29 protein-coding genes are annotated in these 26,321 nt (G+C 63.6%); 1 reads left to right on the top strand and 28 read right to left on the bottom strand.

Annotated elements, in window-relative coordinates:
* The first annotated feature begins 207 nt into the window (after positions 1-207).
* Entirely contained in the window at positions 208-444 is a 237-nt protein-coding gene (locus PPRO_RS04575; protein ID WP_041532128.1) for a hypothetical protein, read from the top strand.
* Between the two features lie 130 nt (positions 445-574).
* On the opposite strand, the gene panP is transcribed toward PPRO_RS04575, so the two are convergent.
* The 28 genes from panP to PPRO_RS21600 all read right to left on the bottom strand — a co-directional run bounded on the left by panP (position 575) and on the right by PPRO_RS21600 (position 26,286).
* A complete protein-coding gene (gene panP / locus PPRO_RS04570) occupies positions 575-2,278 on the bottom strand; it encodes a pyridoxal-dependent aspartate 1-decarboxylase PanP (RefSeq protein ID WP_011734869.1) in 1,704 nt (567 codons plus the stop codon).
* A 50-nt stretch (positions 2,279-2,328) separates the two neighbouring features.
* Positions 2,329-2,913 carry a hypothetical protein gene (locus PPRO_RS04565; protein ID WP_157039933.1) on the bottom strand — a complete coding sequence of 195 codons (585 nt, stop codon included), beginning with the start codon at positions 2,911-2,913 and terminating at the stop codon, positions 2,329-2,331.
* A gap of 127 nt (positions 2,914-3,040) precedes the next feature.
* Positions 3,041-4,360 (bottom strand): hypothetical protein, encoded by a 1,320-nt coding sequence (locus PPRO_RS04560; RefSeq protein ID WP_011734867.1) that lies wholly within the window; start codon positions 4,358-4,360, stop codon positions 3,041-3,043.
* 13 nt (positions 4,361-4,373) lie between these two features.
* Entirely contained in the window at positions 4,374-4,616 is a 243-nt protein-coding gene (locus PPRO_RS04555) for an acyl carrier protein (protein WP_011734866.1), read from the bottom strand.
* Between the two features lie 181 nt (positions 4,617-4,797).
* Positions 4,798-5,871 (bottom strand): beta-ketoacyl synthase N-terminal-like domain-containing protein, encoded by a 1,074-nt coding sequence (locus tag PPRO_RS19325; RefSeq protein ID WP_011734865.1) that lies wholly within the window; start codon positions 5,869-5,871, stop codon positions 4,798-4,800.
* A complete protein-coding gene (locus PPRO_RS04545) occupies positions 5,868-7,046 on the bottom strand; it encodes a beta-ketoacyl-[acyl-carrier-protein] synthase family protein (RefSeq protein WP_011734864.1) in 1,179 nt (392 codons plus the stop codon). Before PPRO_RS04545 ends, PPRO_RS19325 begins: the two co-directional genes overlap by 4 nt.
* Positions 7,022-7,483, bottom strand: a complete 462-nt coding sequence (locus PPRO_RS04540) for a hypothetical protein (RefSeq protein ID WP_011734863.1) — start codon at positions 7,481-7,483, stop codon at positions 7,022-7,024. Before PPRO_RS04540 ends, PPRO_RS04545 begins: the two co-directional genes overlap by 25 nt.
* Positions 7,480-8,001, bottom strand: coding sequence for a polysaccharide deacetylase family protein (locus PPRO_RS19320; RefSeq protein WP_011734862.1), 522 nt, complete (start codon positions 7,999-8,001; stop codon positions 7,480-7,482). Before PPRO_RS19320 ends, PPRO_RS04540 begins: the two co-directional genes overlap by 4 nt.
* A gap of 32 nt (positions 8,002-8,033) precedes the next feature.
* A complete protein-coding gene (locus PPRO_RS04530; RefSeq protein ID WP_011734861.1) occupies positions 8,034-8,318 on the bottom strand; it encodes a phosphopantetheine-binding protein in 285 nt (94 codons plus the stop codon).
* A gap of 26 nt (positions 8,319-8,344) precedes the next feature.
* Positions 8,345-9,247: an LpxL/LpxP family acyltransferase gene (locus PPRO_RS04525; RefSeq protein ID WP_011734860.1), complete on the bottom strand. Its 903-nt coding sequence runs from the start codon at positions 9,245-9,247 to the stop codon at positions 8,345-8,347.
* Positions 9,225-10,424 carry a DUF2062 domain-containing protein gene (locus PPRO_RS04520; RefSeq protein WP_011734859.1) on the bottom strand — a complete coding sequence of 400 codons (1,200 nt, stop codon included), beginning with the start codon at positions 10,422-10,424 and terminating at the stop codon, positions 9,225-9,227. The genes PPRO_RS04525 and PPRO_RS04520 overlap by 23 nt, the downstream gene beginning before the upstream one ends.
* Positions 10,411-11,766 carry a lipid biosynthesis B12-binding/radical SAM protein gene (locus PPRO_RS04515; RefSeq protein WP_011734858.1) on the bottom strand — a complete coding sequence of 452 codons (1,356 nt, stop codon included), beginning with the start codon at positions 11,764-11,766 and terminating at the stop codon, positions 10,411-10,413. The genes PPRO_RS04520 and PPRO_RS04515 overlap by 14 nt, the downstream gene beginning before the upstream one ends.
* 12 nt (positions 11,767-11,778) lie before the next feature.
* Entirely contained in the window at positions 11,779-13,047 is a 1,269-nt protein-coding gene (locus PPRO_RS04510) for a B12-binding domain-containing radical SAM protein (RefSeq protein ID WP_011734857.1), read from the bottom strand.
* Complete coding sequence (locus tag PPRO_RS04505; protein ID WP_011734856.1) at positions 13,044-13,718, bottom strand: beta-ketoacyl synthase N-terminal-like domain-containing protein; 675 nt, start codon at positions 13,716-13,718, stop codon at positions 13,044-13,046. Before PPRO_RS04505 ends, PPRO_RS04510 begins: the two co-directional genes overlap by 4 nt.
* On the bottom strand, positions 13,715-14,857 hold the full coding sequence (locus PPRO_RS04500; RefSeq protein ID WP_011734855.1) for a beta-ketoacyl synthase N-terminal-like domain-containing protein: 1,143 nt from the start codon (positions 14,855-14,857) through the stop codon (positions 13,715-13,717). The genes PPRO_RS04505 and PPRO_RS04500 overlap by 4 nt, the downstream gene beginning before the upstream one ends.
* Positions 14,848-15,333, bottom strand: a complete 486-nt coding sequence (locus tag PPRO_RS04495; RefSeq protein WP_011734854.1) for an acyl-CoA thioesterase — start codon at positions 15,331-15,333, stop codon at positions 14,848-14,850. Before PPRO_RS04495 ends, PPRO_RS04500 begins: the two co-directional genes overlap by 10 nt.
* Entirely contained in the window at positions 15,330-15,728 is a 399-nt protein-coding gene (locus PPRO_RS04490) for a hypothetical protein (protein WP_011734853.1), read from the bottom strand. The genes PPRO_RS04495 and PPRO_RS04490 overlap by 4 nt, the downstream gene beginning before the upstream one ends.
* Complete coding sequence (locus PPRO_RS04485) at positions 15,725-16,393, bottom strand: DUF3261 domain-containing protein (protein WP_011734852.1); 669 nt, start codon at positions 16,391-16,393, stop codon at positions 15,725-15,727. Before PPRO_RS04485 ends, PPRO_RS04490 begins: the two co-directional genes overlap by 4 nt.
* Positions 16,390-18,768, bottom strand: coding sequence for an MMPL family transporter (locus PPRO_RS04480; RefSeq protein ID WP_011734851.1), 2,379 nt, complete (start codon positions 18,766-18,768; stop codon positions 16,390-16,392). Before PPRO_RS04480 ends, PPRO_RS04485 begins: the two co-directional genes overlap by 4 nt.
* A complete protein-coding gene (locus PPRO_RS04475) occupies positions 18,761-19,426 on the bottom strand; it encodes a LolA family protein (protein WP_011734850.1) in 666 nt (221 codons plus the stop codon). Before PPRO_RS04475 ends, PPRO_RS04480 begins: the two co-directional genes overlap by 8 nt.
* Positions 19,423-20,916 (bottom strand): radical SAM protein, encoded by a 1,494-nt coding sequence (locus PPRO_RS04470; protein WP_011734849.1) that lies wholly within the window; start codon positions 20,914-20,916, stop codon positions 19,423-19,425. Before PPRO_RS04470 ends, PPRO_RS04475 begins: the two co-directional genes overlap by 4 nt.
* Positions 20,913-22,223: a phenylacetate--CoA ligase family protein gene (locus PPRO_RS04465; protein WP_011734848.1), complete on the bottom strand. Its 1,311-nt coding sequence runs from the start codon at positions 22,221-22,223 to the stop codon at positions 20,913-20,915. Before PPRO_RS04465 ends, PPRO_RS04470 begins: the two co-directional genes overlap by 4 nt.
* Positions 22,220-22,972, bottom strand: a complete 753-nt coding sequence (locus PPRO_RS19315) for a lysophospholipid acyltransferase family protein (RefSeq protein WP_011734847.1) — start codon at positions 22,970-22,972, stop codon at positions 22,220-22,222. The genes PPRO_RS04465 and PPRO_RS19315 overlap by 4 nt, the downstream gene beginning before the upstream one ends.
* Positions 22,973-22,976: 4 nt before the next feature.
* Positions 22,977-23,132 carry a hypothetical protein gene (locus tag PPRO_RS20770; RefSeq protein ID WP_157039931.1) on the bottom strand — a complete coding sequence of 52 codons (156 nt, stop codon included), beginning with the start codon at positions 23,130-23,132 and terminating at the stop codon, positions 22,977-22,979.
* 24 nt (positions 23,133-23,156) lie between these two features.
* Positions 23,157-23,423, bottom strand: coding sequence for an acyl carrier protein (locus PPRO_RS04455; protein WP_011734846.1), 267 nt, complete (start codon positions 23,421-23,423; stop codon positions 23,157-23,159).
* Positions 23,424-23,453: 30 nt separating this feature from the next.
* Positions 23,454-24,680 carry a beta-ketoacyl-[acyl-carrier-protein] synthase family protein gene (locus tag PPRO_RS04450; RefSeq protein WP_011734845.1) on the bottom strand — a complete coding sequence of 409 codons (1,227 nt, stop codon included), beginning with the start codon at positions 24,678-24,680 and terminating at the stop codon, positions 23,454-23,456.
* On the bottom strand, positions 24,671-26,164 hold the full coding sequence (locus PPRO_RS04445) for a phytoene desaturase family protein (protein WP_041532127.1): 1,494 nt from the start codon (positions 26,162-26,164) through the stop codon (positions 24,671-24,673). Before PPRO_RS04445 ends, PPRO_RS04450 begins: the two co-directional genes overlap by 10 nt.
* Positions 26,161-26,286, bottom strand: a complete 126-nt coding sequence (locus tag PPRO_RS21600) for a hypothetical protein (RefSeq protein ID WP_269634978.1) — start codon at positions 26,284-26,286, stop codon at positions 26,161-26,163. Before PPRO_RS21600 ends, PPRO_RS04445 begins: the two co-directional genes overlap by 4 nt.
* Positions 26,287-26,321: the final 35 nt, after the last annotated feature.

Below are 26,321 nucleotides of genomic sequence, written 5' to 3'. Positions count from 1 at the left end.
TTTACTCAAGTTACTAAAATATATATAAAATCAAACCGACCAACACGCCACATGGCATGCAAAAAAGTTTTCTGGCCATCCCCCAGGATACCATTCCCTGGAACGTTCCTGGCTCAGTTGGTGATCTTGATATGCAACACAATATAGGCACGGGTTAATTAGTGGGCAATATATTCTGAAGTAAAAACAATGTCAAAGGAGATTGGCATGCTACTTATTCCGAATGCTGTGTTTACCGGATATGTTGCGCATCTCAATACGCGGGGAATCGACGCTGCCATTCATGCGGAGTACAAAAAGTGGCTGCGGTATTACCTTTATGAGAGGGAAGTTGTCGGCTGTCAGGAGCCGCAGGGTGGGATGGGTCTGTTTCAGCTTTTCCAGGTAATCGTGTTCCATAGACTCTGTGATGATCTTGACAGACTGTGCATCTCGTTACTTTGATTCGTTACAATTCTATCAGCCAGCGCCACTGCCGTGCAAAGTCACCCTTTTGAAAAGGGGGGAGCGTTGAATTCAGCCCAGCTGAAAATTAGCTTTCGGTATGTGCCGGCACCCACCCTCTGCGCTTCCCCTACGACTCGTCCAGCTCGTCCAACTCACCGGGGTAGTCCTGGAGTTGGAGCGGCTCGTCCCGCTCCCCACCTGCACAGCGCCGCTCTATCTGCCTGAGCAGCGCCTGAATCTCAGGCGTGCGCGCGATCTCGCACTGTTCGGCCAGAATCGCCTCCATGATCTCATCGGTGGTCAGCGGGTTGGCCAGCACGGCCCGCAGCACGGTGAACTCCTCCTGGCGAGGCCCCACGCAGAGACGGGTTCGGGAGACGAAGGTCTTGCCCGCTTCCCGCTGGTGCTTCTGCAGCTGCTGGTTAACCTGGTCCAGGAGCGCGTTGATGTAGGGGCGCTGTTCATCCGTTGCTCGCGCCAGGGCCTGCTGAACCTTGGCCGGACTGAAGCGGTAGGTAAGGATGTTCAGCTCCGGCTCGCTGGTCAGCTCGAAATCGGGATGGCTGCGGACCATCTCGGCAAAGGTCCGCGCCCGCTCGATCCCCCTGTCGATGAGCAGCTCGTACCCCTTGCGACCGATGATGCAAAAACCGGCATGAACCAGCATGGCCATCCCGGGCCGCGACCCCTCCAGGGTGTGGCTGCCCAGGTCCTTGGAACCGCGGCGCAGGATGTAGTTGGCGTGGTGCTCTATGGCCGACTGGGCAGTCGGGTCCTTGAACACCACCATCCCCGCCCCCATGGGCACATACAGCTGCTTGTGGCCGTCGATGGTCACCGAATCGGCCCGCTCTATGCCGGCCAGCAGGGAGCGGTAACGGTCGGAAAAGAGGGTCGGTCCGCCCCAGGCGGCATCCACGTGAAAATGACAGCCGATCTCCTGGGCGAAATCCGCCATGGCCTCCAGCGGGTCCACGTTGCCGGTTTCGGTGGTCCCGGCAATGCCCACCAGCGCCAGCGGAAGGATGTTGCGGTCCCGCAGACGCCGGTACTCTTCCCTGAGCAGCTTCAGGTCGATGCGGTTATGGCCGTCGGTCTTCACCTTGATCAGGTTGTCCCGGCCGAAGCCCAGCAGGTCGGTGGCCTTGCCGAAGGAGTAGTGTCCCCGCTCGGAGACGAGCACGGCGATCCCGTCGCAGCCGTGATGTTTCAGGGCGCGGAACAGCCCTTCCCGGGCAATGCCGCCAAAGGTCCTGCTGGGGGCGAAGAGGCGGTTGCGCGCCACCCAGAGCGCCGTAACGTTGGCAATGGTGCCGCCGGAACAGAAAGCGCCCAAGGCATGCTGGCTGTTGTGAATCCAGGGGGGATAGAAGTCGTCCGGCCGGCGATAGACCAGGCGGTGGAGCATGGCCAGAACCTGCCGTTCCATGGGGGTAAAGGCCTTGGAGGTCTCCACCTTGACCAGGTTCTGGTTGAGGGCGGTCATCAGCCGCGCCAGGGGAAGCATGAAGTAGGGGAGCGCCGAGGTCATGTGGCCCACAAAGCCGGGGGCGGCGGTATGCACCGACTGGGCCACCAGGTTCCGTTTGACGAATTCCGTATATTCGGAGACATAGGTCGGCTCTTCCGGGATGACAGGGGAGGAGTAGTAGGCCTCGATCTCTTCCAGGTCGTGCTCCACGGCAACGATATGGGTCTGCAAAAAACCGATTACATCGTCGGCAATCGCCTGGTCGATGGCGCCCAGGGTCGAATCGGGCGCCTCGGGTACGGTGAAGATCCGGTACAGGGTTTCCAGGTTGGCGCGGGCTGCGTCACGTTTTTTCGGCATTATGGATTCACTTTCTTGCGCAGGCTTGGGGCAACGAACAGTGCCAATCTCTATGGCTGTGCGCCGGTCCCGCGGGAATCCGGTTCCCGCTCCAGTTTGGCTAGGTGAAAGAATATCGTCCCCAGCATCAGGTCGGCTATGGCGCTCACCACTACCCCGACGACAATCAGCACGAGCGAGGCGATGCAGACACCGGTTGCCACATTCAGATAGCAGAAGGGGCGCAGCATCCCGTCCAGGTCATCCTGCAGCCTGAGCAGCCGAAGGCCGAATCGAACCTGCACTATCCCCTGGAAGACCACGATCACGAGGGATGCACCCCCCAACATTTCCTTCCACTGCGGGAAGCAGAGCGCCACGACAGAGGCAATGGAGGCCACCACATTCGCCATGACCATCAGGTCGATGCTCCTGTCCGCGTCATGGAATCCGAACCTGGCGTTGAGCAGCCTCCTGAGCAACAGGGTGATGGCAACAAACAGCGTCATCCCGACCAACTGAATAGCGATCTGGATAGCGTTGGTGACCGGATCGGCGCCGCCATCCAGCCGGAAGGAGGCGTATGTCAGCGGAATGGAGGCAAAGGCGCTTGCCATTGCCAGCCAGCCGGCGGTTTTCAGAGCCCTGCAGGTCACCAGCATCCCCCCTCAACTGTTAGGTAATACAGCTCCCCTCCCTGGACGGGCGGGGATTGGGAGCCAGGTGCAGCCGCCAATCGGATCAACGGCAGCAATTCCCCCCTGCACGATTTTACCAGCAGCGTCACGACGGCTCCGCCCCCATATTCCGGCGGATGGCGGCCTCCAGCAGGTCCAGCTCCCCCTGCTCCAGCAGGCCATCCAGATGGGCTATGGTCAGGGTCAGGCGCCCGTCATACAGGCAGCCGAAGACCCCCAGGCCGGGCGGAGCGGGCACCCGCGGCAGATGCAGGATGTTGTCCACCCGGCACCCCATGAACTCCGTCCCGAGGAAGGAGCTCCTGCCCACATGGGAGAAGACATAGCTGGCCAGCTTCCCCTCCAGGGGGAGATGCATCAGCTTTCCCATCAGGGGGAGCGGCGCGATGCGGCTCAGCAGGGTGGCCTCGGCCAGGTCGCGGGGAAAGCCGGACTTGATCTGGTCGTACATCTGCTGTTTGAACAGGGCCACCAGGGCCACCATGTCCCCGGCCAGCTGCGCCGGAACCTGGTAGAAGAGATAGGAAGAGTGGTTGAAGAACAGCTCCCGCTCCACACCCCGGGCCGAACCGAGATCAGTGGTAACCGGCACCAGATAGCTCTCCCCCGGGGCGGAACGGGAAACGAACAGCCCGTGCAGGCTGGCCGTGATGGCGGCCAGGAAGAACGAGGACTCCATCAAATAGCCTGCCATGTGATCGGCCCTGTGGAAAATGGCGTCCGTCTCGTGCCGGTCGAAACAGAGCAGGCGGTAGCCGAAGCCTCTGTCCCTTCCGGGAGGAAGGGGCAGGCTCAGCGGCGTGGAGCGGGAGAGGGCGATGATCCGGCGGTTGACGTTTCTGCCGGCCCGAAACTTCCTGTTCCAGTGGCTCAGCTCCGCCGACGAGCGGAAACTGATCGGGGTTGAGGGAAGATCCTCCTGGCCAAGGCTCAAGCGGAAGCTATCGAGAAAGGATTCCGCGCCGCGGGCATCGAACAGGCGATGGTCGAAACGCATGACCAGGGCGCTCCTGCGGCCGTCATCGACAATATGGAATGCCAGGTGCTCGCGTTCGTCCCGGAAGGGGATATCGGCGGCGTGGCTGAGCAGCGCCAGCAGCTCCCCGCTGCGGGTGAGATCGGCGATCCGGGACACCTGCACCGGGATATCCTCCCTCAACCCGGGGGGGATGCTCCAGTAGGGAGTCAGCCTCAAGTCTCGCCGGACGCGCCCCTGCAGCACCGGAAAGCGGCAGGTGAAGCGCCTGAGCTCCCTCCTGAAGAGGTCCTGGTCCAGCTGACCATCCAGAAGCAGCCCCACCTGGCAGGTATTGCCCGCGCTGGTGGTGGACCTGAGCTGATGGTCCAGGGCGGCGATCACCCAGTCCGAGCCGGACAGGTAGCGCTTGCGTGGAGACTCCAGCATGGGGATCAGGGGTTCACTGTTTTCTGGCGATCAGCTGCGCCAGCAGGTGGATGCTCTCGAAATCCTGCCTGGTCAGTTCCGTGGAGATCAGCTTCAACTTGAAGGTTTCTTCGATGAAGACCAGGGTCTCGACGAAACCGAAGGAGTCCAGCCCCAGCTCGTGGAAGGGGGAATGGGGAGAGATGGCGGCCAGATCGCAGCCGGTAATGGATGCGATACCCTGGATCAGTTTTTTTTCAATTTCTTCAACGGTCATAGAGAAGCACCTCTGGTGGTCGCCCCCATGCAGGGCTCGTAAATTCGTCTCCCCCCTGACGGGCAGGGTGTGGGTAAAAAGCGTCCCCAGCCTCGTGCGCAAGGCTCTAACGGGGTATGGTGGTTATCGGGCAAAGCCACGGGACCGCTGGAGAAGAGCTGGCTTCCGCAGCCGCCCCCGGTTAGGGCAGCCGCGTCAGATAGACGGCTGAGGCCTCGCCGTAACAGTTCAGGCCGAGTGAACGGATCGAAGCGATGGAAGCCGCGGCGGTCCCAGCCACCAGCTTCAGGCCACGGGGGTTGTCCGTCACCGGCGGCGCGAAGCTGGTCTGCCGCTTCAGCATCAGGGCGCCGGCGGCCAGATTGAAGGCGCCTCCCACCAGCATGCTGCCGAACAGCGGAGAGTAGGCCGTGGTGGGGATGCGGGGATCAAGGGAGGAGAGGTACCCCGATTCGTCCGCCAGCATGCCGTCGGCCTCGATGATGTTCATGTCCACCGCCCGATCCCGGGCCGGGTCGTCGCTGACGTACACGCCGTCCATGGCGCAGTAGGCGTTTTCGGTCGTCTCCCTGCCCAAAAGCAGGAAGAGCGCCCCCTCCCCCGGCACCTGACGGGCCGGGTTGAAGACAAAGGGGGTGATCCTGCCATCCCCGGCCGTATGCAGCTTCCGGTCGGCCACATAGCCCAGCACGTCGCCGTACTGGTCCGCCCCCCCCACCAGCAGGTAGTCGCAGCGTCCCTGGTCCAGCCAGGTGCGGGCCAGTTGGAGCGCGGACTGGAACGAGAAGCGGAACTGGGTCACCGTCAGGGTCGGCCCCTGGATGTTCAGGGACGACGAGACATAGGAGGCGGCCGCGTTGTGCACCGAGTTGGAGAAGGTGGTGGGCGAGGCATGGGCATCGCCGAAATCCAGGATGCCGTCCAGGAAATCAAAGGTGGTCACCTGGGCGCCGAAGGCGGTGGCCAGGATGATGCCGATGCGCTTGTCAGCCAGGTCAGGAATGGCGCTGTCAGCCAAGGCTCCGGCGGCGGCCAGCACGCACATTTTGCTCAGTTTGTCGGCCCTGCGGAGCTTCTTCAGCAGCGTGCGGTCCGGGACCGCGGCCAGATCCACCAGATAGGCCGGGCGAAACCCGCTCTCCGCCCGGGGGTCCTCCACCCGTGACGGCGCCTGCCAGCCGGAGAGCAGGGCATCCTCCAGGGCCGGGACTCCCGCTCCCCGGCTGAAAACAGAGCCGATACCGAGGATGTTCATGGTTTCCCTCCCCGCCCCAGGACGATGGCCGCGTTGTTCCCCCCGAAGGCCAGGGAAGTGGAGACCGCATAGCATCCGCTGATGGCGCTCTTTTCCCGCACCGGCACCAGGGGAATGGCCTCGTCCCGGTTCACGAATCCGGCGCTGGCCGGTATCCACCCTTCCCGCAGCGCCAAGGCGCTGAACACCGCCTCCAGGCCGCCGGCTGCCCCCAGGGTGTGGCCGGTGTACCCCTTGGTTGAGAGCAGCTTCAGCCCGGCTCCGAAAAGATCCTTGATAACCGTCCCCTCCACCAGGTCATTGTCCTGGGTGCCGGTGCCATGGGCATTGACGAAGGCCACCTGCCGGGGTTCGATGCCAGCCTCGGCCAGGGCCATGTGCAGCGCCGCCCTCAGGCCGGCGCCATCGGGGCGCGGGGCGGTCAGGTGATAGGCATCGGCCATGGAGCCGTATCCGGCCAGGAAGAGCTGGCAGCTCTTCCCCCGCATGCGGGCGTGCCGTTCCTGCTCCAGGACCATGATCCCGGCCCCTTCCCCCAGGTTCAGCCCCCGGCGGTCACGGTCAAAGGGGGCGCAGAGCCCCGGATTGAGGATGCCCAGGGAGTTGAAGCCGCAGTAGGGCACATGGTTCAGCTCGTCGGCTCCGCCGGCGATGACCAGGTCGCACAGCCCCCCCTTCAACCAGGAGAGAGCCACGCCGATGGCATCGCTCCCCGAGGAGCAGGCGTTGACCACGGTCAGGACCGGGCCGCGTGCGCCGACCCGGCGGGCTACGCATTCGGCCAGGTTCCCCTTGAGGAAGCGGTCGACCGCTGTCAGAGGCGCCGAGCCCTGGCTGCGGTAGCTGGCGTAGAACCCCAGGTCGTTCAGCTGGCTGGCCACCGTGGTCCCCAGACAGACCCCCACGCGTCGGCCGGACAGGTCGTCCAGGCCGGCATCCTCCAGGGCCTGGTCCAGGGCCATCAGGGTCAGGCCGAGGGTGCGCATCCCCTGGAGGCAATACGGTTGCGGCATCCCCCTGACCTCGAAGACCGGATACTCCATGGCCGTGGGAAAGAGGGTGACCGGTCCGGCGTTGCGTTCCAGCCGTACAAAGGAATCAAGGGTCTCGCTGCAGCCGTTGCCGGCGGACGAGACCACGCCCAATCCCGTTATGAGCATGTCGGTTCCGTGCATGTCGTTTTCCCCGTGCGTCCGGGCTGCTGCCCAAGCACAAAGTTCGGAATCCCCAGCAGGTCAAGCCCCTGGTCGATGGTGACGATACGCATGTCCGGATAGCTGTCCCGGATATAGCGCAGCATATCCCCCAGCTGGGCGATATCGTCGTAGATGGTGTAATCGATGCGGGCGGTGGCGCCGCTGACGGTCCCGGTGATCAGGTCGCCCGCCTGGGGGGTGCCGGAAAGGGGGACCAGATACAGGTGATAGCCGTAGATCGGGAACCAGTGGGTGGTTGTGTAGCGGGCCACGGCCCCCGAGGGGCTCAGGCGCACCGTCTCCCCCTGCTGGAAACTGCCCCGTTTCTCCGTTATCTTCTGCTTGGTGTCGATCTCGTGGTAGTAGAAGATCAGCCAGGAGCGCTCGGCATGGGCACGGTCGATGTGGCTCTTCATCCGGGGCAGGTCATGGTTGAGGGAGAATGACGTGAGTAAAGAGCGGTCGATGTTCCCGACGTTGAACTCGCTCCCCCCCCCCTGCCGGAACGGTAGTGCCTGGCCGCCGCACTCCTCACCTCACTGTTGTTGCTGTTGAAAGGGTAGACGATGTTGGTGACCCTCACCCCCAATCCTTCCAGTACCGCCTTGGAGCGCGACAGCTCATGCTCCAGCTCGGCCGGGGACAGAAACGGCAGGTGGGGGTGGGAGACGGTGTGGCTCATGATCTCCCATCCGGCCTCCTCAAGCCCCCTGATCTGCTCAGGAGTCATGTGAAAGGGGGTGTTGATCAGGTCAGTGGTCACGGCGCTGCAGGCAACGGCCCCCTGTTCGGCGAAGATCCTCCTGCCCAGCAGAAAGTCGGTGTCGTTGCCGTCGTCCAGCACGAAGGTCACCAGCGGCATGGGGCCCGTTGCCGGGACAGGCGGGCGGCTGCCGGCGCAGGCGGCCAACAGGGCGGCGCACAGAACGAGCATGAGCAGACGCAGCCTATGTTCGGCACGCTGGCTCAGGGCTGCTTGCCCCGATTCTCGTAGACGTAGTTGGCGATGGTATCGATGGAGTAGAAGATCTCCCTCCCCTGGTCCATGTTCTTGATCTCGACACCGAAATTGCGCTGCAAGAGGACCACGATCTCCACCGCGTCCAGGGAATCCAGGCCAAGGCCGTCGCCGAACAGGATCTCGTCGTCGCCGATCTCCTCGGGGGTAATGTCCTCCAACGCCAGGTCCCGGGCGATCATCTCCTTGAGATCCTTGCGAATTTTCTGAAGCTCTCGTTCCTTGTCTTCCATAGCACTCTCCTCATCAAAAATAGCGATCACTCATTGGACGTCCAGATATCGCGAAACACAAACCACTGGTAGGGGTGCTCGCGAACGAACTGCTCCAGCACATCCGCGAATTGCTGCAACGCCTCCCCCATGGCGGCGTCCTTCCTTCTCCGGCCGCCGGCCGGCGGCGGGATGACGTGGCTGACGTCGACGACATATTTCTTTGTCCCCACCTTGGCGGAGAGGAGCACCACCACCGGGCACTGCACGGCAGCGGCAAGGGTGAAGGCGCCATGGGGAAAGCAGACCCGGTCACCCAGAAAGGTCGCTTCGGCCGAACTGAAGCCGTAGACCCTGTCCCCCATGATGGAGACCAGATCCCCCTGTTCCAGCACCTTGACGGCCTGGATCGCCCCTGCCAGGGAGTCGTCGGTGTAGATAATCTTGACCTTCGCCCCCCCACCGTCGATGTTCAGAGTCTGTTTGACCGCCTGGTTGTCCTCGGGCCGCATCATCAGGTGCACGGTCCTGCCGATGCCATGGAGCGCCGTCATGGCCGCCTGCCAGTTGCCCACATGGGCGGTCAGCAGGATGAAGCCCTTGCCGCCTGCGGAGTAGAGTTGCTTCAGCTCGTCGAAGCCCCTGATATCCAGGGAGATGTCCGAGTAGCCGGCCGCCAGCGCGAAACGGTCGATCAGGTTCTTCCCCTGGCTGACGAAGAGCAGGTAGACGTCCAGCAGCCTGCGCAACGGGCCATGGCCGGGGAAGCGCCGGCGCACATAGGCCAGGGTGGCCTTCACCAGGCCGCGGTCCACGACCAGATAGTACAGGCCGACGAAGTAGAGGAAGCCGTAGGCGCCCCCCAGGCCGAACAGCCTCACCGCCGTGCGGAAGAACCAGAAACCGAGCCGGTTTCCCCGCCTGCGCTCAACAGCCCTGTTTCGCCCCATGGGCTCTCCTCACCTTGCGGACCGTGGCGGCCACCAGGTACATGAGCCCGCCGCAGAGCAGGGCAGCCACGGGGGCCACGATCAGGGAACCGATGAACCACTCCAGGAGGCGCGATGAGAACTGCCGGAACACCGTGGCAAAGGAGAGGTCGGTCAGCCAGCGGCCGTGGCGCAGGTAGTAGCCGGTCTCGATGCAGAGCGCCGGCATCAGGGGGGGCATGGCCAGATGCTGGACATTGAGCGTCACGATCTTGTTCAGGTTCAGGCGCAGGGAGACGTAGAAGATGACGATCGAATGCATGAACAGGATCGGCAGCACGGCGATGAACATGCCCACCGCCGCCGACAGTGCCAGCCCCTGGGGAGTGGCGCTCTCCTTCAGCAGCATCCCCAGCACCCGGGCCGGATGGCGCCAGAGGGAGGGGAATGGGCTGGGGCTGCGCGGCACCAGCCGTCTGTGCCCGAGGGGGAGCATGCGCCGGCCAACCAGCAGGGAATGCATCCCGCTCAGCCGCAGGTTGTCCAGAAACGGCCTGAAGCTGGAGACCCGCTCCTCCGGCCGGGGGTAGATCACGTCGATATCCACGCAGACCAGTTCCAGGCCGGCCCAGGCCGCCCTGGCCAGCACCTCGGCCTCGAAGTCGTAGTGCGCCCCCTTGAACTCCAGTTGGTTGAGATAGTGAACCGGATAGGCGCGGAATCCGCTCTGGCAGTCCCCCACCACCTGGCCGGTTTCCACCAGCAGCCAGAAATTGGCGAAGGAGCGGCCAAAGCGACTGGAGAAGGGGACGTTGTCGGTGGAAAAATCCCGGCAGCCGATGACCAGGGCCGTTCCCCCCGGCTCCAGCAGCGGCAGGAAACGCGGGATGTCCATGGGCAGGTGCTGCCCATCGGCGTCGACGGTGACCATGTACTCGCCCCCCTGCTGCTCCACGAAGCGCGAGGCGGTCAGGATGGCGCGTCCCTTGCCCTGGTTATGGCCATGGCGCAGGAGCGTCACGTCCAGGCCGGAGAGGAGCAGGCCCACATCCGCGTCCGTGCTGCCGTCATCCACCACCACCACGTTGTCCAGGATGGCGCGGCACCCCTCCACCACCCGCCGCAGGGTCTCCCGGTTGTTGTACACCGGCACCGCGCACCAGAGCTTCTCTGCCGGAAGCGGGCTAGGCCGCGGCATGGGCGCCCCTTCTGCGCGGTTTTTCCTTGGTGAGCAGATCCCACATGGGACCGCTATAGCCCAGCTTGTGCAACACGTTCAGACAATTGTCCATGCAGTCGGGGGGGAACAGGCAGTGGCGAACCCCGGCGAAGGCCTCGGTCAGGGTCCGTTCCAGCCAGTCCCTGTCCAGGTTGGGCGCGATGTAGTACACCGGCTGCAGCATGTCGCTCTCCGAGTCGATCACCCCTTCCCGGACAGCGATTTTGGCCAGCGGAGTGTTGGGCAGCAGGCGGATACCCATGAAGATGAAGATGACGCACTTCTTCAGGCTCAAGATGTTGGCGATCCCCTCCTTAACCGTCTCCTCGGTCTCCCCCGGGCCGCCGAACATGAAGAAGTGACAGGTGGCGATGCCGTGCCGCGTCAGCAGATCGTTGCACTCCCGGATGTCGGCGAAGGTGAAGTCCTTGCCCATGCGAGCCAGGGTGCTGTCGCAGGCCGCGTCGGAGCCGACTTCGGCGGAGGCGAATCCGGTGCTCTTCATGCGCTCCACGATCTCGTCGTTCAGGTTCCCCGGCTTGATGTAGCCGGTCCAGGGGATGTTGACCTTGCGGTGCAGCATCTCGTCCACCACCCCCAGGTAGATACCCGAATCGTCATTGAACACCGAGTCCACGAAGAAGATGTAGCCGGTGCCGTGCTTGTCGCGCAAAAGTTCGATGTCGTCCACCACCTTCACCGGGTCGCGGCTGCGCAGGCACGAACCCTCCAGCAGCGGATAGGTGCAGTAGACGCAGTGGTGGCTGCAGCCCCGCTTGGTCTGGATCGAGGCGATGTTGCCGCTCTGCAGGTAGAAGCGGGTCAGCCCCTCGTCGTAGAGCGCCGAGCCAATATCGTCGCCGGACAGGGGCGACGCCGGCCCCAGCAACCGTTTCTGGGGGTAGATTCCCCGCTCCGCGCCGTCGGCGAACGCAACCATTAGCTGCTCGCCCTCGCCGATCACGCCGAAATCGGCGCCGGTTTCCTCCAGGATCTGCTCAGGGATCAGGGAGAAGCCGGCTCCGCCCAGCACGATGCGGGCATCGCTCACCGTCCTGATGGCATCCACCATGTTTTTGACGTTATGGATGTAGTACTCGGTGTTCAGCAGGTTCACGTTGTCGATGTTGCGCACCGAGATGCCGATCATGCCGGGCTGAAAACGTTTCACTTCCTCAAGCACGGACTCCAGGGAGCGCTCCTGTTGCAGGTAATCCAGCTGCTGGACCTCGTGTCCCGCCCCGCTGAGGGCCGCCGCCACCATGCTCATGCCCAGGGGGTAGACGGGATAGGGGTAGAGCGTCACATTTGCCGAAATCATCAACACCTTCACCTATACAATCTCCCGTTCCACGTTCCGCTCCCACTTCCTGCGCCGGGGGCTGGTATGGCGATATGTTCCATCTGCCTTCTCCTTTTCCATCACCTTGAGAAACAGCTTGGCCATCTTCAGATTCTGGCTGCTGTCGCTGTAGAAGCGGTCCCAGGCGTAATAATAGAGATCCTGAAGTTTCGACGGGGTCATGCGCGCCGGCTGGAAGACCACTTCTCCGCCGGTGTAGCGCAGCCAGTCGTTGGAGAGGATGCGCCCCTCCTTTTCCAGGGTCTCGCGGATCGGCGTATGCGGGAAGGGGGTCAGGATGGTGAACTCCGCCAGATCCAGGTTGATCTCCAGCAGGAAATCCACCAGCCGCTTGATGTACTCCTCGTCCTGCTCGTCGGTGCCCAGGATGATGGTCCCCTCCACGCCGATGCCCCGCTCCTGCAGGCGCTTGACCCGGTTGCGGATATGGTCGGAGGTGTCGAAGATGGCCTGGTAGACGTACCAGCAGCCGGCTTCGGCGGCCAGGTCCAGGATCTCGTCGTTGTCCTTGATCGGGTGGCAAACCCACTTCTTCTTGAGCGGAATCAGGGCCTTGAACAGATCCTTTTCCCACTGGTCGTCCTGGGACATGGAGTTATCCACGAAGAACAGGCGGTTGTTCTCTATTGAAGCCACCTCGGCGATGACGTCGTCCAGGGAGCGCGGCCGGAATCTGGTCCCCCCCAAAAACGGCGTGCAGCAGGGGAAGCAGGTGAAGCGGCAACCGCGGGAGGCGTGCACCAGGTCCACCATCTGCATGCCCCGGTAGTTGTACAGTTCACGGTTGAGGATCTCCCGCCGCGCCGGACCGACCAGGCCGATGTCGGGGAGGTCGTTCTGGTAATCGTAGACCTTCTGCATCCCCCCGTTGTTCAGGTCGGTCAGCACCTGATGGAAACGTCCCTCGGCCTCGCCCAGAAAGACGGAATCGGCGTGGGTCATGGTCTCCTGGGCATGCAGCATGGTGCCGATACCACCGAAGATCACCGGGATCCCCTTGGCACGGTAGATGTCGGCGATCTCCCAGCCGCGGGGCATCTGGCAGGTCAGCATGCAGGAGATGGCCACCAGGTCAGCATGCTCGTCGAAATCGATCGGCTCCACATGCTCGTCGGTAAAGCTCAAGTCCACGTCCGCCGGAACCGTGGCCGCGAAACAGACCGGGCCATGGGGCGGCAGGTTGAAGTCGGTCTGCCGGTCCAGCTTGGGCCATTTGGGATAGATCAATTTTATCTTCACGGTTCGCCCTCTGTATCCTTCACGAGTAATAGTTCCTGCACCATGCCAGCCACATCAGGTACTGAATCGACGATTGCCCGCGCCTCGGCCAGGGAGCAGATTCCACGACCTCCCCGATCCCGTTCAAGCACAAGGTACAGGGCCTCCCCGGGATCGGCCCGGCCCACCAGCATATGATCAGCCTCGCCAGCCGCCAGCATGGCGGCGGCCATGTCCAGGATCGTGCCGGCCGCCCCCTGCCCTCCCCCTGCGTACAGGAGCGGCCCCACGAGGCCGAAGTGTATGGCAGCTTCGCCCAGGGGGCTGGAGGGGAGGGTATAGATGAACAGGTTGGCCCGCGACAGAGTGCGGCCGTTGCGAACGTAGTCGCTGAAATAGGCCAGATCGGAGGCCAGGGCCCCCTGGCTGCTGCTGCCCAGGATGCCGATGGCCTGCTTTTCCAGCGCAGAGTAGGCGATGGCCGCGTCCCCCAGGGCCAAGGCCACGGCACAGACGGTCATCTTGGACAACAGGTCCAGCCGGGCGAAGTTCCTGAAGGGGTGGGAGAAGAGCCCCGAGCGCGACAGGGAAACTACTCCCTCCCCCTCGGCGAAACGCCGCTCCTCCCCGCTCGCAACGCTGCCGTATGCCGACTCTGTCACCCATCCGGCGCCGGTCACCTGGATTCTCATGACAGGCCCCCGTTCCCCAGCACCAGGGCGGTGTTCACGCCGCTGAAGCCGGCATTGGTCACCAGGGCATAGCCGGCCGCCTCCAGTCCTTGCGGCTGGGCGGAGACCCACCCCCTGGCATCGTCACTCGCCTGCTCCAGGTTCAGCGTGGGGGGAACCTGCTGCTCGCTCAATGCCCTGGCAGCCATGATCAGCTCCACCAGACCGGCTGCCCCCATGGTGTGGCCGATCCCCCCCTTGATTGAGTAGACCGGCCGCTTCTGTGCGCCGAACAGGGCGCGGAAGGCGCGCATCTCCATGGCGTCGTTGTAGGGGGTGCCGGTGCCGTGGGCGGAGATGAAACCGATGCGTTCCTCTCCCAGGCCGGCGGAGCGGAGCGCAACCTCTATGGCGCGGATCATCCCCTCGCTTTCCCGGCTCGGCCCGGTCATGTGGTTGGCATCGTCGCTCAACCCCCAGCCGGCCAGTTCGGCCAGGATGGCGCGCTTCTCCCGTTGGGCCCGTTCTTCGCTCATGATCAGCATGTAGGCGGCCGCCTCCCCCACGCTCAGTCCGGCGCGGTTCTTGTCGAAGGGACGGGCGGGCTCCCTGTCCAGCGCCATCAGCGAGGAGAAGCCGGAAAAGACGAATTCCGTGACCGCGTCGCAGGCCACCACCAGCACGCAGTCTGCCTGGCCATCCCTGATCAGGGCCGCGCCCCGCGCCGCTGCAGCCGAGGACGAGGTGCAGGCGGCCGACAGCAGCAGACTCCCCCCCCCGGCGCCGCTGCGCCGGGCGACCTTCTCCAGCAGCCGCTCCAGGGAGCTCTCGCCGGCATCGCCGCTATCGGAGAGCACGCTCATCTCCAGGAAGTCGATCTCCCCCTTGGTGGTTGCCAGCAGGAGCCGGCTGTCGGCCGGGATGTCCGGGGCAGCGCAGCGAAACAGGCGATCGATCATCTGCATGACCAACGATGTCCCGCCGTGGTAGATAAGCCCTTCCACCGTGGCGGCGTAGTCGGACATGAAGGCACCGGTGGCGAAGCGGGAAATCCTGGTGATGGCCGACCTCCCGGACAGGAGTCCCTGCCAGCAGGCATCGCTCCCCATGCCGTAGGGGGTCAGGCAATCGCAGTCGACAACAACGGCTTTCATGGGCATGGATGAAACTCCCCCGCCTTCCACCTGCTCCGGCAGCGCTCCAGCATGGCCGGCGTGACCATGCAGGGCTGACCGCTCAGCTGGTCGGTAAAGAGCTGGATGGTGTAGCCGCTGGTGGCCAGGCTCCCGTCCTGTTTCAGCACCTGGAATTCGGTGTTCAGCCGCGCCCCCTCGTGCCAGACCAGGGACGCGGCCACCCTGAACTGCTCGGCCAGGCGCAGCGGCTGGAAGTAATCGATGTGCAGCGACAGGATCGGGGCGTAGAGACCGGCTTGGCGGTACTCCTCGTAGGAGAGGCCGCAGCGCCTGCCCAGTTCCTCGGAGGCCTCCTCGAACAGCAGCGGGTACCTGCCGTGCCACATGATCCCCATGGGATCGGCCTCGTTGAAGCGGACGCGACGCTCCAGCTCCACCCTGATCGGCTGCGGAGAGCCGGCCGTGCGTTCGAAATAGGTTCTCTTCCTGCGCATGTTCATGGGTCGCGCCGCCCTTCCGCTTCGTCGACCAGGCAGACCCGCAGCCTGAGCTCGGCGACCCGTTCATCCCCCCTGGTGATGCGGGCCCGGCAGAGCCACTCCCCCGGGGTGTCGGCGCAATCGCTCACCAGGCAGGTTATCTCCTGCTCCGGCAGCACCGGCGCCACGAACTTGGCCAGCACGATCTCGCGCAGGGCGACCGCCTTGCCCAGCCCCTTCTCCATGGCGGTGAGGGCGCACTGGATCTGGCAGGCACCGGCCAGGACGCTGTTGCCGGGGAAATGCCCCTGGAAGCCGATGAATCCCGCTGGAAAGCGGAAACGGGCGCCAATGGTCGCGCCGTCCCTTTCCGGTCCGCTCATGCACTGCTGGATTTCCGCCTTGATCCTGCTCACGAATACAACTCCTTGTGTCGCACTATCAGCCGGTAATTGCGCTGGTAGTTGGTCAGCACGATCCCCCGGGGATAGCGTTTTCCAGCCAGTTCAACGTATTCGTAGTAGGAAACGCCCCACTGGATCTGGCTGTCCTCATAGTAGTTCTTCTCCAGCAGGTCCCGATCAGGTCCGGCGAAGAGGTACTGCATGCGCCCCGCCCCGGCCGGCTGCCAGAAGCTGATACTGTTCCCTGTCCTCCAGACCTGGGCATGGGGTGCCGGCAGCAGATCCAGGAAGATCCTGCCGATATCCGTTCCCACGGCGGTGGGCAGGTCGCCATACCCCATGAGTGGCGGCAGCACCGAACGGGCCGTGATAGCGCCATGATCGCCGGACAGCTCGAACAGCCGTACCCCCAGGGGGTTCAGGCAGCTCACCTGAAAGCTGTTGTCGCTCCTGTCCATGTCCAGATAGCCGATAGCCATGAAGGACAGGCCGGCATACTCCAGCACCACCGAGTTGAGCAGCTGAAAACGCTCCGGCAGGCGGGCCTTGAAATCATCCAGCACCCTGGCCGGCTCAGCCGCTCCCAGGGGGAGGGCCGGCACCTCCCGAAAGGGAACCTGAGCCCCGCAGCCGGCCATGAGCAGCAGGGCGAGCAGCAGACAGATCAGCCTGATCACGGCTCCCCTCCCCGCTCCCGCGCCATGGCGCAGAGTGAGGGAACCACCAGCAGCGCGGTGAGATAGCCGCTGACCATGCTGATCGCCATGGCAACGCCGGTGGAGAACAGCGCCGGGTGTCTGGCGAACAGCAGCACCCCGCAGCCGATGACGTTGGTTGCCGCCGACATGGTCACGGCCAGGTGCGCTCCGCTGTTCAGGTTGTGGCGATGCTCATAGGCCATGCCGTTTCCGTAGTCCACGACCACGCCGGTGGAGACGATGGCGGCCACGATGTTGATGACATTCAGCGGAATGTGCAGGAGCGCCATGATGCCGGTCAGCCAGACAATGCCGGTAACCAGCGGCACCAGGGCGATCAGGGTGTATCTCCACTCCCTGAAGAGCAGCCAGGTCAAGAGGACGTTGAGCAGGATGGCCAGCGGCGCCAGGATCCTGATCTCACGACCGGTAATGGTGGATATGGACTCTGACAGCGCTCTCCCCGATACGACAAACGTGCCAGGGTATCGTTGCGTGATCGGTTTCAGCGCATCGATGTAATCCCGCTGGTCGGGAAAGTAGGATACGATACGGTATTCTCCGTTTTTGCTCAACACAAATCGATCCTGCAGCTGTCCGATCACCCCGCCCGTCACCGCCTCCCCCCCGGGTGAGGCATGCAGTCCCTGGAAGAAGGGTTCAAAGGCGTTCTCGGAAAAGCCCTGGGATACAGACGTCCGGCGGATCAGCTCTTGAAGCTTCTGCTCCCGCCCCTGGGACCAGAATTCCTCCCAGCGCCGGACGTTCTCCTGGCGCACTTTCGCGGAAGGCCAGAACTGTGCCAGGCTGGTGAACTCCCCCTTGAGCCGGGTTCCGGCCACCTCCCCGTAGACCCGGTCGTTGATCTCCATGGCCTGTTCCAGGCTGGCGGCGCTGACCACGAACAGGGCCTGGTTGGCCTTGCCCCCCCACACATCATGGAAGCGCTGTTCAGCCGCCAGGATCCCCGGTTCGGAGCCATCCAGCTTCTTCACGTCGCTGTCGAAGGTCACCGAAAAGGAGAGCACGAGCGCCACACCGGTCAGCACGGCCCAGGCCACCACATTCGCCCGGCACGGCTTGAGGAACCGATCCAGTCCGTCACCGATGGTGGCGTCCGTAACCAGGGGATAGCGCTTCCAGGAGAGGAGCGGCGGCAGGAGGAACAGCGACAGGAGCAGGCAGATCACCACGCAGAGTCCGGAGAAGAGCGCCAGCTGATGGTAGCCGCGGATCACGGAAATATACAGGACCAGAAAGCTGAACATGGTGGTGGCCGCATCCACGGTGACCAGCCTGGCGAGTTTGACAATCTGGCCGACGGCGACGCCCCGTTTCATGGCGATGTACACCACAAGGCCGTAATCGGAAATACCGGCTATGGCCGTGCCGAAACCGATCACGATGAACGAGAGCCGCCCCTCCACGGCCGTTGCCAAAGGGATCGCCCAGACAACGGCGATGAGCGGGATGATAAGCACGAACAGCACCCGCGGGTCGCGGAAGAGCAGCAGGAAGAGCAGCAGGAAGGTTACCGAGGCGATGATGGAGACGACGGCGATGTCGTGCTTGATCACCCGTTCGTTGCTGACCGTGTGGAGATGGCCGCTGATGATGTCGGCTGTGACATAGGGGGGCAGTTCCCTGATCCGCTCCTGGAGGGCCGCCACCAGCCGCTTGCTTCCCGGGCTGTCCATCATGGGGACCGAGGTCTGGATGATCAGCATGGAGTGACGGCCGTCACGGCTGATGAAGTGCCCGTCCTCGATGGAAACGTCGTACCCCATGGAGGCGGGCAGGGCCCGCATCTTTTCCAGCAGCAGCAGCTTGATCCCCAGGGGGTCGCCGCGGGAGAGGGACGAGGTGAAGATGCTCTCCGGCCTGAAGGACTGCAGATAGATGTCCCGCAGCTTGCGGGACACCACATCCTCCCTGATCTGACCGTCGATGACCGCAAGATCAGCTTCCCCCAGCACCTGGGGCGCATAGCGCAGGATGGAGAATTCATCCATGGCAGTGGCCAGTGAAAAGCCGGACACAACTTTCATGAACAGCGGCGGCTTCAGGGACGAGGCCAGCTGGTCCACGGCCTGAAAGAGCTCCTTATTCGTCTTGGAAGGATCGGTCAGGGCAAGGGAGACGACCATCTTGTCCGAGAAGCTGGATCCCCTGAGAACGTCCATGCTGCGGGCGATCTCGGGGTCCGGAGGCAGCATCAGATCGATGTTCCCCTCGTAGCGGGCAACAAAGAGCGCCGCTCCGGCGGCCAGGGTGAGCAGCAGCACCAGCAGGATGACCACTCTCCTGTGGTGCAGGACGCGGCCGTACAGCCAGGAGAAGATGGAATCAAACACGCCCCTTGACCTCGAAGCTGCGGCTGTCCAGCGGCGCGTTCATGATGGTGTTGTGGAAGCGCAGGGTGGTCAGGTCTCCGCTCAGTTCCTGGATGCGGATCTGCTGCAGGTACTTCTGGTCGTCGCGGAAGGTGATGGTGATGGCCTTGATCACCGTGCGGGAGATGTTGGTGGGCCGGGGGATGAACTCGATCGCCAGCGGCTGGCGGCTGACCACACGCACGTCGTTGGCCTCCAAGAGCGAGCCGTACTCCCCCGAGAACCAGACCGTCAGCTGGCTGAGCACGTTCTGGAAGACCGGATTTTTGGCCAGGGAGACTTCCTGGACCCGGTTGGTCTCCTCATCCCACTGGCGGATCAGCCTGTCCGTGATCAGCACCGAATAGCGCAGGGGAGAATCCACGTGCCAGGCGACCCGGTTGGGCTTCTGCAGATAGATGCGCCCCTTGAGGACCAGCTTCTCCCGGAACATGGCCATCTTCTTTTCCTGGGTGAAGTCGGTCTTGAGGGTCCTGAAGCTGGACGCCTTCTTGCCCAGGTCGCGCAGGAAGAGCGCCATATCCGCAGGCTGCGCCGTCCCCGAACCGGAGACGGGGATCGCCAGCAGCAGGCAGGCAAGCATCAGCATCACGCTTCTCATGGCCGCGGATTCCCTCATGCGCCACTCCCCGCCCCGGAACCGCTCTGCCAGACCTTGATCTCACCGCGGGCGATCAGCGTGTCGCCGTTCATCACCGTACCCTCCAGGATGCCGAAGTCACCGAACCGGGAAGCCTTGTACAGGGAGATGCGCAGACTGTCCCCCACCCGCGCCGTCCCCAGGACCTCCAGCTTCTTGACTCCCAGCAGAAAGCCTTCCAGCAGCGGATTCCTGCTGGCGATCCTGCGGAACCCCTCCTGGGCCGCCACGGCCTGGGAGATGATCTCCGGAAAGGAGGCATCGTCCAGCCTGCCGTCTTCGTCCACGAAAATCATATCCCCGCGCACGGTCATCTCGCACAGCGAGGTCCTGTCCCCGATCTCCAGCAGGCGGTCCACCAGCAGCATGGGCGGCTTGTGCGGCATGAAGCGGGACACGTCGATGGGCAGGAACATGATCTCGTCGCGACGCTGGCTGTTCTTCCAGCAAAGCGGGTCGGAGGCCAGGTAATCGCCGGTAAGCTGGTATGCGCTGCCGCGGCAGCCGTAGCAGTGGTCCAGCTGCTCGCACGTGCCGCAGGGCCCCTTGATCAGGTCCCGGTAGTTCTTCAGGTCCTGCACCACCTCGCTGTCGCGCAGCACCTCCCGCAGGCTCTGTCTGCGCAGGTCGCCGATGGGGATGGTAATGCCGACGCAGGACTGGACAAAGCCCTGGGAGTTGACGGCGCAGGAGTACTGGTGCCGCAGGCACTCTCCCCCCACCAGCGGGGGCTGGGGCTGCCAGTGGATGCCGTAGCCGGTCCTGTCGATCTCGGCGATGCGGTTGAAGAAGTCCTCCGCCCTGGGGGAGTCCAGCTCCAGCATGTTATGCTCACGGGCGCCCCCTTGGGGGGTCATCATCTCGAAATAGGGCAGGATGCCCTGGTCGCGCAGCCACTGCCACATGCGGGGCAGCTCCTCCACATTCTGCTGGCAGATGATGGAGCTGACTCCCAAGGGGCAGTCAGGCGAGGGGTAGCCGGCCAGCTTCAGGTTGGCGAAGGCCTCCTGGATCTGGGTATGGGCCCCCTTGCGGCCGCAGAGGGTGTCCTGCAGGCTCTCGTCCAGGGTGTTCATCTTAAGCACGACCCTGGCCCGGTTCTCAAACAGCTCCCGAGCCAGCTGCGGGGTGACATTGGCGCCGTTGGTGAACAGCTCCACATCCATCCCCGTGGAGCGGATATGGCGGACCATCTCCATCAGGTGGGGGTAGAGGGTCGGCTCGCCGCCGAGGATGATGATCTTGCGCGCCCCCAGTTCCCGAGCCTGACCGATGATGTCCAGGAACTCATCCCTGGTCAGGTCGTCGCGTTTGGCGCTGGCCTGGGAGGCGTAACAGTAGATGCAGCTGAAGTTGCAGTTCTGGTTGAATTCGATCTCCATGGAGAGCAGGCGCCCATCGCGCACGGCATCGGCTATCTCCCGGGGGGTGAATTCGGAACCGTAGATTCTGTCCGGACAGTTCGTCATGGTCTCTCTCTCGTATCCACGAAACGGATCATCTTGCGGGCATTGCCGGGATAGACCCGGCTTTTGACCTGCTCCTCGCTGGCAATGACCACCTGGGGTCGCACACGCAGATGAGCCTGCAGCTTGTCCATGATCCTCTCGGCCGAACAGCGGGGATCGCCGACCGACACGAAGACCTCGACCCGGTCGGACAGGTTGCTGTCGCTGGATGCGGCCACATAGTACTCGCTGATGCCGGGATAGGCGTCCAGCACCGCGTTGATGGAGGTGGGGTAGATGGTCGTGCCGCGCAGCTTGAGCATCTGCTGCTTCCTCCCCAGGATCGGACCCAGGCGCGGCGAGGTGCGGCCGCAGCGGCACGGTTCGTCCATCAGGAAGCTCAGGTCGCCGGTCCTGAAACGAACCAGCGGCATCCCCTGGGTGCCCAGGGGGGTGACCACCACCTCGCCCACCTCGCCCGCAGGGAGCGCTGCGCCCCGCTCGTCGACGATCTCCACCACCGCCAGGTCGGGATGCAGGTGCCCCCCGGCCTGGGCGGTGCATTCACAGAAGCTGGTGACGATCTCCGACGAGGCATAGGTGGAATAGACCCGGGCGCCCCACAACCGCTCCAGATTCTCGCCGATCTTGAGGAAATTCATGGCCCGGTCGCGCACCGGCTCGCCGATGCAGACCAGCCTGGCGACCCCGCTGCAAGCCGGGTCCAGCCCCTGGCTCTCCAGGAAGCGCCCCAGCTTGTGCAGGAAGCTTGGCACCCCCACCAGCACCGTCGGCTTCAGCCTGCGGATGATCTCCAGGTGGCTCTCCACACTGCTCAATCCGTTCCTGATGGCCGCCGCCCCCAGGCTCCTGACACCGCTGAAATAGGCCAGCCCGGCCACGAAGCAGCGGTCCATGGTGCAGGTCAGCAGCACCACATCGGACGGCCCCAGCCCGCAGCCGGCGAAGGAGATCCGCTCGTTGTAGGCCAGGCGCTCCAGATCGCTTTCCGTGTACATCACCGTGGTGGGCCTGCCGGTGGTGCCGGAGGAGAGGACGATATCCACGACCTGGGACATCGGCACAGCCAGGAAGTCGTCGTTGCGCTCGGCCAGCTGGTCCTTGGTGGTACAGGGGATCTGCGCCAGATTCTCCAGGCTGACCCGGCTCGCGTCGATCCCCTGCTCCCGGAACCGCTGCCGGTAGAAGGGAGAGGCGCTGGCCACATGGGCGAGATGCCTGGCCAGCAGTTCTTCCTGCAGCCGGCGGATCCGGTCGGGCGCCAGGAACTCCGCCTCCCCCATCCCCTGAAAGTTGTGCTGCGTCATGCCCTGTTCTCCATGAGCGCCAGTTCGCGCCCCATGATTTTCCAGACCCGGTTCTTGAAGGCAAAGGGGGTCATACCCCGGTACTGGTCGCGGGTGATGGCCGCCATCTGACGAATCCTGACCGTTCCGGGATGCAGAAGGGCCGACCCCTTGGGTGGGGCGGTTTCGCTCCCCGAGATGCACAGCGGCACCAGCGGCGCCCCCGAGGCCAGGGCCAGCCTGAAGGCCGAACCGTGGAAGCTGCCCATGTCACGCCCGGTGGAGCGGGTCCCCTCGGGGAAGAACACCAGCGACACGCCGTCTCTCAGCAACGCCGTGCCCCGCCGCATGAACTCTTCCGGTGGCATCATGCGGATGTTCAGATAACCGGCCCACCTGGCGTAGATGCCCAGCACCGGTATCCGGAACGGCCAGACATTGACGATCTGCACCAGTTCATGGGGCAGCACGGCCATCAGGAACGCGTCCGAGGCCGAGCGGTGGTTGCAGACGAAGATGCACGCCTCTTCCGGCTGGCCGTTCTCCGGGCAGTGGTAGTGGAGCCTGATCAGGGGGTATGGCAGGGACGTGATCACCCGGCCATACCGGCGGATGCCCGCCCGGAAGCGCTTCATGGTCCTGCGGCGCGTAGAGAACGGCGCCTGGCAGACGACATACAGGGTCAACAGCGGAATCACGATCGCCGAGAGCAGGAGGAAAAGGGTGTAGAAGTACAGGTTGAAGAGGTAGAGACACAGGCGCTGGAGCATGGGACTATGACACTTCCTGGTCAGAACGGGGCAGAGCCGCCGGGGTGGGGAGCATGCCGGGAAACAGGTCCAGTGGTAACGCCTCCAGCGGATCCCGGCTTCTCTCCGCGCCCGCTGCGCAATTGCGGCTCTTCGTCTGCATGTCCTCGAACCTTTTCATAAATTTCCACTGCGAAACCGTACGCTATGCGCTTGTGACGTCCTTCCCCGTGCGGAGGGATGCGATGAAGCCGTATAGGTCCTGGAGGGTGCGGATCTCCCTGATGCGCTCCTCGTTTCTGATCTTGACGCCGAAGCTGTTCTGGAGCGCCACGACCAGATCGACGATGTCCAGGCTGTCCAGCCCCAGGTCAACGAAGATATTGGCCTCCGGCAGCAGCCGCTCCGGCTCTATTTCAAAGGCCTCCTCGAAGACCCTGTTGGTTTTGTCGATAATTTCCTGCTCGGTCATGCTCTCCTCCGGATTTGGCGCCCTCTCGGCTCAGATTTTTGTGCACACCAGCGCGGCATTGATGCCGCCGAAGGCGAACCCGTTCTTCAGTATGCTGCGGATCTGCTTTTTGAGCGGTTGCATCACATGCCCGATCCCCGCGCACTCCTGGCTGACCGTCTCCAGGTTGTGAGTCGGGTAGATCACTCCCTGCTCCATCATCTTCAGGGCCGCGGCCAGCTCTATGGATCCGGCCGCGCCCAGGGTGTGGCCGATGTACCCCTTGATGCAACTGACCGGCACCGCCGGACCGAACAGCTCGCGGATCGCCTCCGCCTCCTCCTGATCCCCCTGAATGGTAGCCGTGGCATGGGCGTTGATGTAGTCGATCCCCTCGGGCGCAAGCCCGGCCTCCTCGATGGCCTGGCGCATGCAAGTGACCATGGAGTCCCGGTTGGACTGGCTGACGTGCAGGCCGTTGGCAGTGGTACAGAAACCGGTCAGTTCGGCATAGATCCTGGCGTTGCGGGCAACAGCCCGCTCGTACTCCTCCAGCACCAGGATGCCGCTCCCCTCGCCGCAGACCAGGCCGTCCCGGTCCCGGTCAAAGGGACGCGGAGTCTTCTGAGGGTTTTCGTTGTATTTTGTGGAGGTGGCGAAGAGGATGTCGAAGGAGCCGGTCACCGTGGGATGCAGCTCTTCCGCCCCGCCGCACAGCAGAACCTCCTGCCTCCCCAGGCGGATCAGGTCGTATCCCACACCCAGGGCGTGCAGGGCCGAGGCGCAGGCGGCCGAGGTGGCCATGACCGTGCCGTTCAGTCCCAGGTACTGGGCCACGTTGGCCGTCACGGTGTGGGACATGCACTGGAAGAACATGGTGGAGTTGAGCCTGCTCAAGTCCCGGTCCGGCAGCATGGTCTCGAAGGTGTCGTTGATGCTCTTGGCGCTCCCCATGGTGGAGCCGATGACGCAGCCGACTCTCCACAGGTTCTCGTCCGCCAGGCAGATGCCGGCGTCAGCCAGGGCCTCGTCGGCAGCCTGGGCCGCGAAGATGCTCATGCGTCCCATGGAGCGGCGCTTCTGGCGGGGGATGTCCTTCTCGCCGCGCATCTCCACCGGAGCGGCCACCAGGCTCTGCAGGCCGTTGTAGCGGTCCCACCCCTCCATGAAGCGCACGGCGCTGCGCCCCTCTTCCATCCCCCTGACCAGTTCCGCCACCCCGTTTCCGAAGGGCGAAACAACACCGATTCCCGTTATGACGACTCGTTTCAATGACATAGGTTCCTGTCCAGCAGTTGTCCGTACTGTTCTTTTCCCAGCAGGTTGCGACCGACGATCAGTGACGACATCATGGCGCCGATCACGCCGGGCAAGAGCGCGCTCTGTCCCGCGGCGAAGAGGTTGTGCAGGGGGAGCTTGCCCACCAGGTTGAACTGGCCCATCTTCTGCTTCACGCCATAAGCGCTGCCGTCGGGGCTGCAGAGGTACTCCTTGTAGGTCAGCATGGAGCCGGCATCCAGGAAATCCAGGCGGTCCCGGTACTCCGGGAAGCAGCCGAAGAGATGCTCCTTGATGGCCTCCACCCGCGCCCGCTTGTAGGCCTGGTATCCCTCGGGCCGCGCCCCCCGCCGGCTCTCCTGCCAGGCCTGCACCTGACCGGCGAAGGAGGGTTCCACGATGCTGATTCCCTTCCCCCCCCCGTGGGCCGGGGGTTTGACGACGACCAGGGCCGGCTGCCCCTGGTAGGCGGGGTCCAGCAGCCTGTTCATGTCGGTATCGGGAAAGAGCGACACGATGGACGCATCCGGAAAGGGGTCGACCTGCCCCGGCTTGACCACTGCGAACAGCGAAAAGAGCCCCAGCGAAGGCTCAAAGGCGTTGATCCGACTGGCGAAGGCCCTGCTGTAGTGTCCCTCCGGCAAAAGCCTGAGGATCTCCTGGGGATGAATGGTCAGGACGCAATTGTCAGCCTGGACCTCTTCGCCGCTACTCAGCACGAAGCGACCCACCCTGCTGTCGCGGATATCGGCCAGCTCCGTAATCCAGGTGGAGCAGCGGATTTCCACAGTGCGGCGCCTGAACTCCTCACGGAAGGCGTTGATGAAGCCGTCGCCGCCATGCCGCACAAAGGCCACGGACTCATAGAAGCTGGAGACCATTCTGGCGTGGTTGGCAAAGGAGACCTCGGCGGGCCGCACCCCGTAGCACATGGCGTACCCCGACAGCAGGCCGGCCAGGAGGGGATCGGAGGTCAGCTCTTTAAGCACGCTGTCCAGGGAGATGTAGTCCTCGTCCAGGTTCGGCGGTGCGATCACGTTTTCACGCAGGTTGAGGGAGGGGGTGCGCTGGCAAACCGAGCGGACCAGCTGGAAGTAGCGGTCGATCGCCCCCGTCTGGGCGGGAAAATACCCCTTGAAGGCCCTGGTGATGTTATCCATGCCGCAGGGATGTTCGAAGCTCCTGGCGTGGGACTCGAAGACGAACTGGTTCTGGGCCGAGCAGGGAAGGAAGACCGGCTCGATCATGTCGCGGATGCCCAGCAGGGACAGCATGTCGGAGAGTATCCCCCCCTGGTGGAAGCCGCCTGTAAAGTGGAATCCGGTGTCGAACGAAATCCCCCCCCGGCTGAAACAGGAGAGGGAACCGCCGATGGTGGGGCTTTTCTCGATCAGAAGGACGCTCTTTCCACCCATGGAGAGCAAAAGCGACATCGTCAACCCGCTGATGCCGCTTCCCACTACGATATGATCATATTTTTTCATTCTGGACTGCCGACTCCCCGTTGTCTGAATGGGTGACGCCCTTCCGGCTCCCTGTCAGGGAATGCCTGAAGGAGCGGGTGTTTCAGGCCATTGCCGCTGCCGAAGCGGAATTCTTCCGTCATATGCGGCATCCCCCTCGATCCGTCACGCAAGCACC

The sequence above is a fragment of the Pelobacter propionicus DSM 2379 genome (assembly GCF_000015045.1).
GTDB classification, from domain to species: domain Bacteria; phylum Desulfobacterota; class Desulfuromonadia; order Geobacterales; family Pseudopelobacteraceae; genus Pseudopelobacter; species Pseudopelobacter propionicus.
This window is presented reverse-complemented; position numbering and strand designations above follow the sequence as displayed.